Source organism: Catellatospora methionotrophica, assembly GCF_011297335.1.
GTDB lineage: Bacteria > Actinomycetota > Actinomycetes > Mycobacteriales > Micromonosporaceae > Catellatospora > Catellatospora methionotrophica.
This window is the reverse complement of the sequence record NZ_JAAOTJ010000015.1, coordinates 36,477-51,817: the sequence shown is the minus strand read 5'-3', so window position 1 is coordinate 51,817 and position 15,341 is coordinate 36,477. Positions and strand designations below refer to the sequence as shown.

12 protein-coding genes are annotated in these 15,341 nt (G+C 70.7%); 6 read left to right on the top strand and 6 right to left on the bottom strand.

The genetic code is table 11. The features are described 5' to 3' along the window. Positions 1 to 127: 127 nt before the first annotated feature. Positions 128 to 931, top strand: coding sequence for a hypothetical protein (locus tag HAV40_RS27290; protein WP_166386170.1), 804 nt, complete (start codon positions 128 to 130; stop codon positions 929 to 931). Further along, the gene (locus tag HAV40_RS27285) at positions 928 to 1,110 is read left to right on the top strand and encodes a hypothetical protein (RefSeq protein WP_166386168.1); all 183 of its coding nucleotides are present in this window, start codon (positions 928 to 930) and stop codon (positions 1,108 to 1,110) included. The genes HAV40_RS27290 and HAV40_RS27285 overlap by 4 nt, the downstream gene beginning before the upstream one ends. A gap of 6 nt (positions 1,111 to 1,116) precedes the next feature. Here the strand turns inward: HAV40_RS27285 and HAV40_RS27280 are convergent, their stop codons facing one another. From HAV40_RS27280 to HAV40_RS27260, 5 genes are all read right to left on the bottom strand, one after another. Beyond that, entirely contained in the window at positions 1,117 to 2,355 is a 1,239-nt protein-coding gene (locus HAV40_RS27280; protein ID WP_166386166.1) for a sugar ABC transporter permease, read from the bottom strand. Further along, positions 2,355 to 3,179, bottom strand: a complete 825-nt coding sequence (locus tag HAV40_RS27275; protein WP_166386164.1) for an ATP-binding cassette domain-containing protein — start codon at positions 3,177 to 3,179, stop codon at positions 2,355 to 2,357. Before HAV40_RS27275 ends, HAV40_RS27280 begins: the two co-directional genes overlap by 1 nt. An 85-nt stretch (positions 3,180 to 3,264) precedes the next feature. Further along, entirely contained in the window at positions 3,265 to 4,347 is a 1,083-nt protein-coding gene (locus tag HAV40_RS27270) for a sugar ABC transporter substrate-binding protein (RefSeq protein WP_166386162.1), read from the bottom strand. 382 nt (positions 4,348 to 4,729) lie between these two features. Next, positions 4,730 to 5,554 (bottom strand): M23 family metallopeptidase, encoded by an 825-nt coding sequence (locus HAV40_RS27265; protein WP_239086739.1) that lies wholly within the window; start codon positions 5,552 to 5,554, stop codon positions 4,730 to 4,732. Between the two features lie 303 nt (positions 5,555 to 5,857). Beyond that, positions 5,858 to 7,039 (bottom strand): cytochrome P450 family protein, encoded by a 1,182-nt coding sequence (locus HAV40_RS27260; protein WP_166386160.1) that lies wholly within the window; start codon positions 7,037 to 7,039, stop codon positions 5,858 to 5,860. 236 nt (positions 7,040 to 7,275) lie between these two features. Between HAV40_RS27260 and ppdK the strand changes: the two genes are divergently transcribed. The 4 genes from ppdK (at position 7,276) to HAV40_RS27240 (ending at position 14,095) form a co-directional block, all read left to right on the top strand. After that, complete coding sequence (ppdK, locus tag HAV40_RS27255; protein WP_166386158.1) at positions 7,276 to 9,903, top strand: pyruvate, phosphate dikinase; 2,628 nt, start codon at positions 7,276 to 7,278, stop codon at positions 9,901 to 9,903. A gap of 135 nt (positions 9,904 to 10,038) precedes the next feature. Then, positions 10,039 to 10,386 (top strand): VOC family protein, encoded by a 348-nt coding sequence (locus HAV40_RS27250; RefSeq protein ID WP_120316404.1) that lies wholly within the window; start codon positions 10,039 to 10,041, stop codon positions 10,384 to 10,386. 324 nt (positions 10,387 to 10,710) lie between these two features. After that, positions 10,711 to 13,554 carry a glycoside hydrolase family 9 protein gene (locus HAV40_RS27245; RefSeq protein ID WP_166386156.1) on the top strand — a complete coding sequence of 948 codons (2,844 nt, stop codon included), beginning with the start codon at positions 10,711 to 10,713 and terminating at the stop codon, positions 13,552 to 13,554. Positions 13,555 to 13,672: 118 nt separating this feature from the next. Next, a complete protein-coding gene (locus HAV40_RS27240; RefSeq protein WP_166386154.1) occupies positions 13,673 to 14,095 on the top strand; it encodes a hypothetical protein in 423 nt (140 codons plus the stop codon). Positions 14,096 to 14,152: 57 nt separating this feature from the next. Here the strand turns inward: HAV40_RS27240 and HAV40_RS27235 are convergent, their stop codons facing one another. Then, positions 14,153 to 15,235, bottom strand: a complete 1,083-nt coding sequence (locus tag HAV40_RS27235) for a DUF1996 domain-containing protein (RefSeq protein WP_203671707.1) — start codon at positions 15,233 to 15,235, stop codon at positions 14,153 to 14,155. Positions 15,236 to 15,341: the final 106 nt, after the last annotated feature.

Below are 15,341 nucleotides of genomic sequence, written 5' to 3'. Positions count from 1 at the left end.
GAGGGCGCGACTCCTTAAGAGTTGCGCCGGGGGTGGGGGCGGAGGTGACACCCGGTGTGCCGCCGTATGCCGATCATGGAAGGGTGGAGTCGCGGCGGCGACCTGGCGGCCGGGAGCGGAGAGCGACATGCGGGTCAGCATCGCCGGAGAGGCAGCCACGCCGAGCGGGGTCAATCTTGACTGGGCAGGGGCGCATCCCCGGCTCGCGGTGGTCCTCGACGGGCTGACCGAGAGCCCGCAGACCGGCTGCGTACACGGCACCGCCTGGTATGTCGCCCGGCTCGGCGCGCGGCTGCTGCGCCGCCTGGACGGACCGGCGTCCCTGGTGGACGGCCTGGCATTGGCCATCGAGGAGGTGGCGACCGAGCACCCGCGCTGCGACCTGCGGCACCCGGGCTCGCCCGGTTCGACCGTGTCCATCCTGCGGCAGACGGCGCAGGGCGCGGAGTATCTGGTGCTGGCCGACTCCCCGGCGGTGCTGGACACCCCGGACGGCCCCGTCGCCGTCCTCGACGACTCCTGGAAGGCGCTGGCCACGCCCGACCTGGCCGCGGCGGCCGAGCGCGGCACCCGCGACGACCTGACCCGGTTCATCGCCGACCAGCAGTCCCAGCGCAACACGACCGGCGGCTACTGGATCGCCCGCACCGAACCCGAAGCCGCCGCACACGCCCTGACCGGCACCGTCTCCGGCGTACGCGGCGCGATCCTCGCCTCCGACGGCGCGGCCCTGCTCGTCACCGACTACGGTCTGCTGGACTGGCGCGGTTACCTTGATCTCGGCTACCGCGAGGGCCCGGCGGGCATCATCGCGGCGACCCGCGCCGCCGAGCGCGACGACCCCGACCGGGCCCGCTGGCCCCGCCAGAAGGTCAGCGACGACGCCACCGCGGCGGTCTGCCTGTTCGACACCACCAGGGAGCCAGCATGACCGACGAGCGGTACTCGGGCGAGAAGTTCACCGACGAGGAGTCGGCGTTCCTGCGCCACGTCAGGTTCGGCGAACTCCCGGCCCGCCCCGCCCCCGACGACCTCGTCGCCCAGACGGAGTCCGAGAGCGACCCCCGCCGCGACACCCCGCCCGACCTGAACCCCGCGGTCCAGGGCTGACCGGGGTCAGCGCCCGTGTGAGGTGCGGGAACGCTGCACCAGGGCGTCGATGACCACGGCGGCCAGCAGGACGGTGCCGGTGACGATGAGGCGTACGTCGGAGGACAGGCTCAGCAGTTCGAGGCCGTTGGCGATCGCACCGATGACCAGCGCGCCCAGCAGCGGGGCGTAGCGGCGGGTACGGCCGCCGAACAGGCTCGTGCCGCCGATGACGGCCGCGGCGATCGCGTTGATCAGCGTTTCGCCGCTGCCGGACTGCTGGTTGGCGAAGCCGAGCCGCATCGCGGCCACCACCCCGCTGACCGCGGCGAGCGTGCTGCACAGCGCGAACACCGAGATCCGGATGGCGTCGACGTTGATGCCGGAGCGGCGGGCCGCCTCGATGTTGCCGCCCACCGCGAAGATCTTTCGGCCGTACGCGGTGCGCCGCAGCAGCCAGTCGAAGAAGACCACCACCAGCACCATGAACACGAAGGTCCACGGCACACCGCGGTCGAGGTGGAGCTTCGCGACGACGAGCTGGAGCAGCACGAGCAGGATCACGGCGACCGCGATCGGCAGCCACAGCGGCGTCACGGGCAGCTCCGCGGCGGCCCGCCGACGCCGGGTCAGCAGGCTGAGCAGCAGGTAGAGCAGCGGCGCCAGGGCGGCCAGGGTGATCGCCAGCCATTGCGGCACGAACGAGAACTGCGCCCAGCGCACCAGCGTGCCGGTCGGGGGCAGGTTGATGGTGCCCTGCTCGCCGAGCACCCGCAGCTGTACGCCCTGCCAGATGAGCAGGCCCGCCAGCGTCACGATGAACGACGGCACGCCGATCTTGGCGAAGATGGAGCCCTGGATCGTGCCGACCAGCGTGCCGACGAGCACCGCGACCAGCACCGCCAGCAGCGGCGCGTACCCGTGGTTCACGTGGGTGACCAGCAGCACGGCAGCGGCCAGGCCGCTCACCGAGCCGATGGACAGGTCGATCTCGCCGAGCATCAGCACGAGCGTGATGCCGGTGGCCATGATGCCCAGCGCGGCGATCTGCAGGCACAGGTTGACCAGGTTGAACGCGTTGAGGAAGGTCGGGTTGAGACTCTGGAACACGATCACGATCAGGATCAGCCCGATGATGATCGGCAGCGAGCCGATGTCGCCGGTGCGCAGCGTCTGCAGCCACCCGCCGACCGCCTCCTTAGGGCTGCTCAGCTCGGTCGCCGGGGTCGGCGGGGGCACCGCCGGTCCGGTCACGGGATCGGTCATCAGGCACCCTCCGCCGAGCCGGCCGCCAGCGGGTCGTCGCCGGCGGACTGCTCGCGCAGCCGGGCCACCCGCTCGGAGACCACGTTCTGGGTCGCGCCGGTGATCGCCGCGATGATCTGCTCGTTGGTGACCTCGTGGATGCGGAACTCGCCGTTGGTGCGGCCGAGCCGCAGCACCACCACCCGGTCCGCGACCGCCCGTACGTCGACCATGTTGTGGCTGATCAGCACCACGCCCAGACCCCGGTCGCGCAGCCGCTCGATGAGATTGAGCACCTGCGCGGTCTGCGCGACGCCCAGCGCGGCGGTGGGCTCGTCGAGCAGCACCACCTTCGGATCGCCGAGCAGCGAACGGGAGATCGCCACGGTCTGCCGCTGCCCGCCGGACAGCGCCGCCACCGGCAGCCGCACGCTGGGGATCCGGGCGGCCAGCTCGCGCAGCAGCTTGCCGCTGCGCCGCTCCATCTCGACCTCGTCGAGCGACGCGCCCCGCCGCAGCTCCCGGCCCAGGAACAGGTTGTTGACCACGTCCAGGTTGTCGCACAGCGCCAGATCCTGGAAGACGGTGGCGATCCCCAGCTCCTGAGCCGCGTGCGGCGAGTCGACCCGCACCTGCCGCCCCGCGAACGTGACGATTCCCGTATCCGGCGGACTCACCCCGCAGATCGCCTTGACCAGCGTCGACTTGCCCGCCCCGTTGTCCCCGACGAGCGCGACGACCTCGCCCGCGTACACGTCGAGATCCACCTCGCTCAGCGCCTGCACCGCGCCGAACCGCTTGCTGATCCCGCGCATCGACAGGATCGGCTCCCTCGCCCCGCCCATCGCCCACCCCCTGGAAAAAGGAAGGGCACCTTCACCGCGCCATGTGTAGAGGAAGGTGCCCTTCTTAACGGTTGTCAGGCTTGGATCAGGTCAGGCCCGCGGCTTTGCAGGCGGTGGCGTACGCCGAGGTGCAGATCTGCTCTACCGTGTAGAGCTTGTCGGCGACCACCGTGTCCTTGACGTTCTGCTGGGTGACCGCCTGCGGTTCGAGCAGGAACGACGGCACGTCGACCGCGCCGTTGTTCACGGTCCGGTCGGTGCTCGGCTTCTCGCCCTTGAGCAGCGCGACCGCCAGCTGGGCGGCCTGGTCGGCCTCGGGCTTGAATGCCTTGTAGACGGTCATGTACTGGTCGCCGCCGACGATGCGCTGGATCGCGGCGAGCTCGGCGTCCTGCCCCGTCGTCGGCGGAACGGGCGTGATGCCCGCGGCCCGCATCGCCGAGATCGCGCCGCCGGCGGTGCCGTCGTTGGCGGCGTACACCCCGACGAACCCGTCCTTGCCGAGCTGCGCGATCTGGCCCTCCATGAACTTCTGGGCGTTCTCGGGCTTCCACTCCGGGGTGAAGTAGTCGGGCGTCGGCACGGTCTTGAAGCCGGACGTGTCCAGCGCCGAGTGCGCGCCCTTGTTGAACAGCTTCGCGTTGTTGTCCGTCGGCGAACCGTTGATCATCACGATGTCGCCGGACGTCTTGCCCAGCTCCTTGAGCCGGTTGACCAGGGTCTCCCCCTGCAGTTGGCCGACGCGCTCGTTGTCGAACGAGATGTAGTAGTCGACCGGCGCGTTCTGGATGAGCCGGTCGTACGAGATCACCGGCACGTTCTTCGACTTCGCCAGCGACACGATGGTCGCCGCCGCGGCCCCGTCGACGGGGTCGAGCACCAGCACCTGCGCGCCGTTGTTGAGCGCTGCCTCGGCCTGCTGCTGCTGGCGGCTCTGGTCCTGCTGGGCGTTGCTGTAGATGATCTCGCAGTCCGCGCACAGCTCCTTGACCTTGGCTTCGAACAGCGGCCGGTCGTGCTGCTCGTACCGGGTGGTCTGCGACTCGGGCAGCAGCAGTGCGATCTTGCCGCCGCTCGCCGAGCCGCCGGAGTTGCCGCTCTCGCAGGCGGTCGCGCCGACGGCGACCAGGAGTGCGGTGGTGATGGCGACTGCCAGGCGCCGGGACATGCGAACCTCCTTCACGGCCGGCTCGCCGGGCGCGTCGGCACGGGATAGGTGAATACGAGTGATCGTATAACTCACGTATTCCGCATATGTCCCAGTTCGCGAATTCTCAGCCGATCCCCAGCCCGTCCACCCCGCCCCGCCCCGCCCGCTCCGCCCCGTCCGCGGCGCCCGCGCCGCCCGCGAAGATCGCCGTTTCCGGTCGAAATCTGCGGTGGGACCCGAGGTTCTGACCTCAAACGGCGATCATGGCGCCGGTGGGGCCGGACGGGGCGGGCGGGGCGGCGGGGCGGGCGGTGGGGTGTCCCGGACAGGCGAGTGGCCCGGATCAGCGCTGATCCGGGCCACTCGTCGGGGGAGGGATGGGGGTATGGGGATGGGTGGTTCAGCAGGAGGTCTGGATCCCGCGGTCGGCCAGCCAGCCGGCCGGGTTGATCTGGTTCCACATGCCCTTGTGCACCTCGAAGTGCAGGTGCGGGCCGGTCGAGTCGCCGGTGGAGCCTTCCAGGCCGAGGATGTCGCCGGCCTTGACCTCGTCGCCGACCGACACCTTGTCCTGCGACATGTGCGCGTAGTGGGTGAGGTAGCCGTTGTGGTGGTCGACCACGACCGAGATGCCGTATCCGCTGTACGCCCATCCGGCGCTGACCACGGTGCCGGCGCCGACGGCGCGGATCGGGGTGCCGTTCGGCATGGCGAAGTCGATGCCGGCGTGCAGCACGCCCCAGCGCTGACCGAAGCAGGACGTCACCTGGGCGCCCTTCATCGGGATCAGCCACGCCGGGCGGGGTGCGGCGGCGGGGGGCTTCGGCGCGGCCTTGGCCGGCTTCGGCGCGGCGACGGGCTTCTTCGGCGGGGTGGTGACCGGCTTGGTGGTGGCCGGCTTGGTGGTGGTCGTCTCCACCGGGGTGGAGCGCTGCGCGCGGGACGCGTCGTCGGCGACGGCCTGCCGCTCGGCGAGCGCGTCGAAGGACGACACACTGGTGATCGCCTTGGCGGCGTCCACCGGGGCCGGGTCGTTGTCGCTGGCGTTGGCAGCGCCGCTGATCAGGCCGAATGCGCTGACACCCGCGAGTGCGGTGACGGCCAGTGCCTGGCGGGAGTGCCGGGCCAGGCCTCCGCGAACCATTCCGCCGGTCTGGGCGAGGCGGTCGCGGCTCTTGTCGAGGGTGCCGGGGACGCTGTGCTTGCCACGTCTGAAGTAAGTCACGGGGGTTGGGGGCCTTTCCGTCATCACCTTTGATTCGGGAGCGCCCATACTGCCTGCTCAGTGACTGGACTCACCACCGCGCTCAGGAATCATCCGTCCTGATGGGTGAACTTTCCTCCCCTTCTAGGGGCTTACTTGACGGTTCATCACGTCTTGGGAGACTGTGATCTGCATCACAGGGTGTCCGAATTGCTGTCATTTTCCCTTGCGGGATCACCTCAGGGGTGCGGCTTGATATGCCATCAAAGCTCCACTTGAACGCCCAAATCGGCACCAAATGAAGCATTGATCTTGGGGGAAATTTCAGCTCAGCGTGACGGGAAGCCGATCGAGGCCACGTAGGAGCGCTCCGGGACGCCACATCAGCTCCTCGAGCGGCTGCGTAGCGCGCAGCTTCGGGAAACGGTCCAGCAGGCCGCTGAAGGCGATCTCGCCCTCCAGCCGGGCCAGCGGCGCGCCCAGGCAGTAGTGGATGCCATGACCGAACGCCAGGTGCTGGTTGTCGTTCCGTGCCGGGTCGAAGCGCTCCGGGTCGGCGAAGACCTGCGGGTCGTGGTTGGCCGACAGCAGGCTGACCATCACGATCGCGCCCGCCGGCACGGCCACTCCGCCGAACTCCACCGGCTCGGTGGCGATCCGGAACGTCGAGGTCTTCACCGGGCTCTCGTAGCGCAGGAACTCCTCGATCGCGGGCGGGAGCAGCGTGCGGTCCGCGCGCAGCCGCGCCAGCTGCTCCGGGTGGCTCAGCAGCAGGTAGACGCCGTTGCCGATGAGGTTGACCGTGGTCTCGTGCCCGGCCAGGAGCAGCAGGAAGACCAGTGAGGTCAGCTCGTCCTCGGTCAGCCGGTCACCCTCGTCGGCCGCCGACACGAGCGCGGACAGCAGCGCGGCGTCCGGCTCGGCCCGCTTGCGCTCGACCAGCTCGCGCACGTACGCGGTCATCGAGGTCGCGGCCGCCAGCGCGTCGCCCTGCGCCATCGCGCTGGCGATGATGGTGTTCGACCACCGCCGGAAGGTGTCCCGGTCGTCCATCGGCACCCCGAGCAGCTCGCAGATGACCTGCAACGGGAGCGGGAAGGCGTACTCGCCGATCAGGTCGACCTCGTCGCGCCCGGCGAAGCCGTCGAGCAGCTCGTCGGAGATGCGCTGCACGTCGGGGCGCAGCTCGGCGATGCGGCGCGCGGTGAACACCGAGGAGACCAGGCGGCGCAGCCGGGTGTGCTCGGGCGGGTCGTTGCTGAGCATGTGCGAGTCCATCGCGGCGCGCAGCTCGACCGGCCAGCCGCTGCCGGTGCGGATCGGCGTCCCGGCGATGTTCTTGCTCAGACGGGGGTCGTTGAGGGCGCGGCGGGCATCGTCGTATCGGGTGACCAGCCAGGCCGTGAAGGTCGGGGTCAGCTGGATCTCGTGGACCGGGGCCTCCTCGCGCAGCCGTGCGTAGACCGGATGGGGGGCGGACGTCGCTTCAGGACCGAACGGATGCATGGGTCGAACGTTAGCAATCGATGTCCGTTTCGGCGGTCCCGTCCGGTCCCGCCGAACGTCCCACCAACGGGGCGGTAATGCGCGGTAGTGCGCGTGGGAACGCTCCCCGAAAACCGTGCGAACGGCACAACTGTCGATACCTGTGCCATACGTCACCAGCTCCTCCTAAATTCCCTGAGCGGCCGTTAAGTTCCCACGCAAGACTGGTTGTCGAGGTCACTACGCGGGAGGTCGCAATGACGAAGTACGTGTACGACTTCGCCGAGGGGAACAAGGACCTCAAGGATCTGCTCGGCGGCAAGGGCGCGAACCTCGCCGAGATGGTGCGGATCGGGCTGCCCGTGCCGCCCGGCTTCACCATCACGACCGAGGCCTGCCGGGAGTACCTGGCCGAGGGCCGCCCGCCCGCCGAACTGGCCGGGCAGGTCGGGGCGCACCTGACCGCGCTGGAGCAGAAGATGGGCCGCCGCCTCGGCGAACCCGCCGACCCGCTGCTGGTCTCCGTGCGCTCGGGAGCGAAGTTCTCCATGCCCGGCATGATGGAGACGGTGCTCAACGTCGGGCTGACCGACGCCAGCGTGCACGGCCTGGCCGCGCGCAGCGGCAACGAGCGTTTCGCGTGGGACTCGTACCGCCGGCTCATCCAGATGTTCGGCAAGACCGTCTGCGACGTGCCCGGCGACGCGTTCGAGCACGCCATGGACGAGGTCAAGGGCGAGCGCGCCGACATCGACCTGGACGCCGCCGAACTGCGTACGCTGGTCGGCACCTTCAAGACGATCTTCGCCGAGCACACCGGCCGCGAGTTCCCGCAGGACCCGCGCGAGCAGCTGAAGCTCGCCGTCAACGCCGTCTTCGACTCCTGGAACGCCGAGCGGGCCGTGCTCTACCGCCGCCAGGAGCGCATCCCGGCCGACCTGGGCACCGCGGTCAACATCGTGGCCATGGTCTTCGGCAACCTCGGCCCGGACTCGGGCACCGGCGTCGCCTTCACCCGCGACCCGGCCACCGGCGCCCGCGGCGTGTACGGCGACTACCTGGCCAACGCCCAGGGCGAGGACGTGGTGGCCGGCATCCGCAACACGGTCGGCCTGCACGAGCTGGAGCAGCTGGACAAGAAGTCCTTCGACGAGCTGATGGGCATCATGTCCACGCTCGAAGGCCACTACCGCGACCTGTGCGACATCGAGTTCACCATCGAGGCCGGGAAACTGTGGATGCTGCAGACCCGCGTCGGCAAGCGCACCGCGGCGGCGGCGTTCATCATCGCGTCGCAGCTCGTCGACGAGGGCATGATCGACCTTGACGAGGCCCTGCGCCGCCAGAGCGGGGCGCGGCTGGCCCAGCTGATGTTCCCGACGTTCGACGAGACGGCCGTCGACAAGCCGATCGCCAAGGGCATCGCGGCCTCGCCCGGTGCGGCGGTCGGTCACGTGGTGTTCGACAGCGAGCAGGCCGCCGAGCAGGCCGCGCGGGGGGAGAAGGTCATCCTGGTGCGCCGGGAGACCAACCCCGACGACCTGCCCGGCATGATCGCCGCGCAGGGCATCCTGACCAGCCGCGGGGGCAAGACCTCGCACGCCGCCGTGGTCGCCCGGGGCATGGGCAAGACCTGCGTGTGCGGTGCGGAGTCGGTCGAGGTGGACCTCGCGGGCAAGCGCTTCGCCGTCGGCGACGTGACCGTGTCCGAGGGCGACCTGATCTCGATCGACGGCACCACCGGGGCGATCTACCTCGGCGAGGTGCCGGTCAAGCCCAGCCCGGTGGTGCGCTACTTCGACGGCGACCTGCCCGCCGACGCCGACACCCTGGTCGCCGCCGTACACCGGATGCTGGAGCACGCCGACCTGCGGCGGCGGATGGCCATCCGCACCAACGCCGACACCGGCGCCGACGCCGCGCGGGCCCGCCGCTTCGGGGCGCAGGGCATCGGCCTGTGCCGCACCGAGCACATGTTCCTGGGCGAGCGTCGCACCATGGTCGAGCGGCTCATCCTGGCCGACGGCGAGGACGAGCAGCAGCGGGCCCTCGACGCCCTGCTGCCGTTGCAGCGCGACGACTTCGCGGAGATCTTCCGGGCGATGGGCGGGCTGCCGGTCACCATCCGGCTGATCGACCCGCCGCTGCACGAGTTCCTGCCGCCGCTGGAGGAACTGGCCGTCGAGGTCGCCACGGCCGAGCACCCCGATCCGCACCGGGAGGCGCTGCTGGCCGCGGTGCACCGGATGCACGAGCAGAACCCGATGCTGGGGCTGCGCGGCGTACGCCTCGGGCTGGTCATTCCGGGTCTGTTCGGCATGCAGGTGCGGGCCATCGCGCAGGCGGCGGCCAAGGTCCGCGCCGAGGGCGGCGAGGCCCGGCCGGAGATCATGGTGCCGCTGGTGGGCGCGGTCCAGGAGCTGGAGGCGGTACGCGCCGACGCCGAGCGCATCCTCGCCGAGGAGGGCATGACCGGCACCCCGATCGGCACGATGATCGAGGTGCCCCGGGCCGCCCTGACGGCGGGACAGATCGCCGAGGCGGCCGACTTCTTCTCCTTCGGCACCAACGACCTGACCCAGATGGGCTGGGGCTTCTCGCGCGACGACGTGGAGGGCTCGTTCTTCAGCCGATACCTGGAGCTGGGGGTGTTCGGGGTGTCGCCGTTCGAGACGCTGGACCGCGACGGCATCGGCCGCCTGGTCCGGATCGCCGTGCAGGAGGGCCGCCAGGTCCGCCCGGACCTGAAGATCGGTGTCTGCGGCGAGCACGGCGGCGACCCGGAGTCGGTGCGCTTCTTCGACGAGGTCGGCCTGGACTACGTGTCCTGCTCCCCGTTCCGCGTCCCCGTGGCCCGCCTCGAAGCTGGCCGCGCCCGCCTCTGAGTAAGGAAGGGCACCTTCCACTCGCTATGCGTTGTGGAAGGTGCCCTTCCTTACCTCCGGGTTTACGAGTGGTGGCAGACGGGAAGACGGCGGCGTACGCTTTCGGCACTCTGTCCAATCTGGCAGGAGGCGGCGATGGGGCTGCGCTGGCATGGCACCGCAGTGGACGCCGGGGATCCGGCGCGGCTGGCTCGCTGGTGGGCTGAGGTCCTCCACTTCCAGATCCTGGAGGAGCGGCCCGACGCGGTGGCGATCGCGCCCGACCAGGCGACCTATCCGGGCATGCTGTTCGTGCAGGCGCCCGCCGCGAAGGTGGGCCGCAACCGGCTGCAGGTCGAGCTGGACTGCGACGATCTCACGGCGGACATCGAGCGCCTGATGGACATGGGCGCGCGCCACGTGCCCGCGCCGACGCCGAGCACGCCGTGGACCCTGCTCGCCGATCCCGAGGGCAACGAGTTCCGGCTGCGCCCCCGGCCGTGATCCCCGCGCGCTGAAAGTTCCACCGTCGACGGCCGCTGACGTGGGAGCGCTGCCACCGCCGGTGCCGTCTCGGATCACCGCAAGGGCCCACTCGGCAGGGTGCGCGATAGATCATCGGATATCGGCTGCTCACTGACGCTTCACATGCGCGTTACATCCGGCTACATTGGTCCGCAGTTGTGGGAGCGCTCCCGTCGACTGACACCCGATCACCTACCGTGCCTGGCCGCCGCGTCGGGCGGGAGTGGACGCGCCCACGTCCGCCTCCCGCGTAGTCCCGTCGCGTCGCGCCCAGGTCCGGCTCCACGTACGAGGAGTCCTGCCATGCCCGACGCACGACCACTCTGGCGACGCCGGCTGGCGGCCACCGCCGCCGCGGCGCTGACCGCGGCGAGTTTCGCCGTCGTGGTCACTCCCGGCCCGGCCGCCGCCGCGCCGACCTTCAACTACGGCGAGGCGCTGCAGAAGTCGCTGTACTTCTACGAGGCGCAGATCGCCGGTCCCAAGCCCGCCTGGAGCCGGGTGTCCTGGCGCGGCGACTCCGCCATGAACGACGGCGCCGACGTCGGCCTGAACCTCACCGGCGGCTGGTTCGACGCCGGTGACCACGTCAAGTTCGGCTTCCCGATGGCGTTCACCACGACCATGCTGGCCTGGGGAGCGGTCGAGTACCGGGCCGGTTACGCCGCCTCCGGGCAGCTCACCCAGCTGCTCAACAACCTGCGGGTGCCCAACGACTACTTCATCAAGGCGCACCCGTCGGCCAACGTCCTCTACGGACAGGTCGGCAAGGGCGACGACGACCACAAGTGGTGGGGCCCGGCCGAGGTGATGCCGATGGCGCGGCCCGCCTACAAGATCGACGCGACCTGCGGCGGGGCCGACCTCGCCGGGGAGACCGCCGCCGCGATGGCCGCCTCGTCGATGGTGTTCCGGCCCACCGACCCGACGTACGCCGACACCCTGGTCACGCACGCCAAGCAGCTCTACACGTTCGCCGACACGGTGCGCCAGACCTACCACTCGTGCATCACCGACGCGACGAACTTCTACAAGTCGTGGAGCGGCTACACCGACGAGCTGGTGTGGGGCGGGATCTGGCTCTACCGGGCCACCGGCGACGCGTCCTACCTGGCCAAGGCCGAGGCGGCGTACGACAGCCTGGGCACCGAGCCGCAGACCACCACCCGCTCGTACAAGTGGACCCTCGCCTGGGACAACAAGCAGTTCGGCGCGTACGTGCTGCTGGCGAACCTGACCGGCAAGCAGAGGTACGTCGACGACGCCAACCGCTGGCTCGACTACTGGACCGTCGGCGTCAACGGCGAGAAGATCCGCACCTCGCCCGGCGGCATGGCCGTGCTCGACAGCTGGGGCGCGCTGCGCTACGCCGCGAACACCTCGTTCGCCGCGCTGGTGTACAGCGACAAGACGACCGACACCGTGCGCAAGGCCCGCTACCACGACTTCGCGGTCCGGCAGATCAACTACGCGCTCGGCGACAACCCGCGCAACTCCTCTTACATGATCGGTTTCGGGAACAACTCACCGAAGAACCCGCACCACCGCACCGCGCACGGCTCGTGGTGGGACAGCATGACCGTGCCCACCGAGACCCGGCACGTGCTGTACGGGGCACTGGTCGGCGGCCCGTCCTCGCCCGACGACGCGTATCAGGACCAGCGCAACGACTACGTCATGAACGAGGTCGCCACCGACTACAACGCCGGTCTCACCTCGTCGCTGGCCCGGCTGGCCCAGGAGTACGGCGGCACCCCGCTGGCCGGGTTCCCCGGCGTGCAGGCCCCGGACATGGACGAGATGACGGTCGAGACGACGCTGGTCGCCGACGCCCGCGAGACCCGCGTCAAGGCGATCGTCTACAACAAGTCCGCGTTCCCGGCCCGCGCCCTGACCACGGCGAAGTTCCGCTACTACTTCACCCGTGACGACGCCAGCGCGGTCGTGGTGACCGCCGGCTACACCCAGGGCTGCCCGTCGCCGTCCACGGCGAAGCAGGCCCAGGGCAACCTCTGGTACGTCGAGGTCGACTGCACCGGCTACCCCATCGCGCCCGCCGGGCAGTCGCAGCACCGGATGGAGGTGCAGTTCAAGGTCGGCGTCGGCGAGGGCGGCACCTGGAGTACCGCCAACGACCCGTCGTACCTGGCCACCGCAGGTGTCAACCCGGGCGTGCCGCTGTACCACGGCGGCGTGCGAATCTGGGGCAACGAGCCCAGCACCACGCCCGACACCGCCGCGCCCAGCGTGCCCGGCACGCCGAGAGCGTCCGGCGTCACGACCACCGGCATGACGCTGGCCTGGGCGGGCTCGTCCGACACCGGCGGCAGCGGCCTGGCCGGCTACGACGTCTACCGGGAGGCGGGCACGACCGACGTGCTCGTCGGCTCGCCGACGGCGGCGACGCTGTCGCTGACCGGCCTCACCCCGAACACGTCCTACACCTACTACGTCATGGCCCGGGACGGCGCGGGCAACCGCTCGGCCGCCTCGACCCCGGCGACCTTCACCACGCTGATCGCCGACCCGGTCGACACCACGCCGCCGAGCACGCCCGGCACGCCGGTGGCCTCCTCGGTGACCTCGAGCGGCCTCACCCTGACCTGGACCGGCTCGACCGACAACGTCGGCGTCACCGGCTACCGGGTCTACCGCGAGGCCGGTACGACCGACGCGCTGCTGGCCACGGTCACCGGGACCACGTACGCGGTAAGCGGCCTGACCGCCGCCACGGCGTACCAGTTCTACGTGGTCGCGGCCGACGCGGCGGGCAACGCCTCGACGGCGTCGGGCGCCGTGTCGGTCACGACCCTGCCGAACAACCCGGCGGGCAGCTGCCAGGTGACGTACGGCAGCAACGACTGGGGCAGCGGCTTCACCGGCAACGTGACCGTCAAGAACACCGGCACGGCCACGATGAACGGCTGGACGCTGCGGTTCTCGTTCACCGCCGGGCAGCAGATCAACCAGTCCTGGTCGTCGAAGTTCACCCAGACCGGGGCCGACGTCACGATCACCAACGAGAGCTACAACGGAACGCTCGCCCCCGGGGCGTCCACCTCGTTCGGCTTCAACGCCACCCACACCGGCAGCAACCCGCGGCCGGCGGCGTTCACCGTCAACGGCGCCACCTGCACCATCGGGTGACGTCTCCGGCCCGCGCCGCCGCCAGGGGGTGGCGGCGGCGCGGGCACACCGGTCCGGGCCCAAGCGGACCGGTCGGGGGGTACGCGGGTGCGGCGCGTACCCCCTAAACTGCCCGCTCATGCCCCCTATCGATCCTGCCCTGCGCACCCACGTGACCATCCTGCGCGCCGTGGTGGGTTTCTTCTTCTTCACGTACGCGTTCTTCACCCTGACGATGAGCCTGGCCGTGACCGCGGACCTGGGCTGGAGCGCCGCCGTGCTGCCCGCCTTCCTGGGCAGCGCCGTGCTGGGCGGGGCGATCTACCTGGCAGCGGGGCCGGTCGCGCGCCGGGTCCGCAGCGTCCCGGGGCGGCTCTACACGCTCACCGGGATCCGGCTGGTCGGCGCGATCATGACGGGGCAGTTCGGCATGGTGTTCGCCTTCGCGCTCAGCGCGGGCCTCACCCCGTACCTGCTGGGCGCCGGTGCCACCGTGCTGGCGCTGGCGATCGGGGTCTGGCCGCGCGCGGGCCTGCTGCCCACCGCCCCGGCTCCCGCCTGAGCACGGCGAGAGGGGGCACGCGGATGCGGTCGCGTGCCCCCTCGATCCGGTGCCGCGTCAGCAGCGGCGGCCGCGGTTGATGCAGTCGGTCGCGAACGTCACCAGCTGTGACGGCATCACGTTGACGAAGTCGGCGTGGTCGGTGAGCGGGTTGTGGTTCTGCTCGGGGAACGTGTCCAGGGCGAACGTCCGCCCGCGCGGCACGCTGTAGGTCAGCGTCATGCGCAGTTGCGCGATCGGCTTCGTGCCCTCCGGGCAGCGCCCGTCGGCGGCGGGGAAGATCGCGTGCGCGCGGTGGTTGGCGCTGTCGGCGTTGACGCCGTCCCAGCAGCTCGGGAAGTCCAGCACGCGCTGCACCTGGCTGCCCGACGGGCACAGCGGGTACTTGGTGGTGCGGCGGTTGGTGAAACCTGTGCAGGTCCACTGCGCCTTGGCGTTGGCGGGCCCGTTGGTGACCGCCTTGGCGTCACCGGTGATCAGCCGGATGAAGTCCGGCATCGCGGTGACCTTCGCGAACCGGTTGCCGCGGAACTCCAGCCGCACCGACGCCGGGCGCAGGATCCGGCCGGTGTTGCCGTCGTTGCCGCCGCCGTCGGCCGTCGCGTCGTCGCCGACGGTGCCGCGCTGGCGCAGCACCGGCCAGTAGTACGTCGACCGGTCGTCCCGGCGGCAGGTGGTGCCCGCCGCGGCGAGGCTCTCGTTGGTGGAGTTGCCGTCGGCGGACAGGTTGCCGACGTAGTCGTGCGTGTGGTGCGCGCCGTTGGACACCCCCGGCGCGACGATGAAGTTGTCGGGATTGCGGTGGTTGTTGAGGTTGCGTCCGCACAGCGAGGTGAACGTGCCCGCGGAGCCCTGGGGGGTGGCGCGGCGCTCGCGTACGTTGGGCGCGACCTGGCGGATGTCGATGAAGTCGCCGGCGACCGGCGGCCCGGTCGGGGCGTGGCAGCGCGCGGGCGAGCGCGGCCGGGTGCACTCGGCGTCGGGGCCCTGGTCGTTGGGGATGCGGGCGGCCGCCGCCAGCGCCGCGGGGACCTCGGCGGCGGGTGTGGCGCCGTCGCCGGTCGCGGCCTGCGAGACCTGGCTGATGGTGGCCAGCACGGTCGCGGCGATCAGCACGATCACCGCGGCCAGTAATCGCATCGCGCGAGGTTCCATGCGGTGCCGGGGAAAGTGGTTGCGTGGCATCGGAGATGTCCTTCCGGGGGAGGTGGGTGCCGGGGTGTGGCCGCTGCCGTGGCTGCCGTGG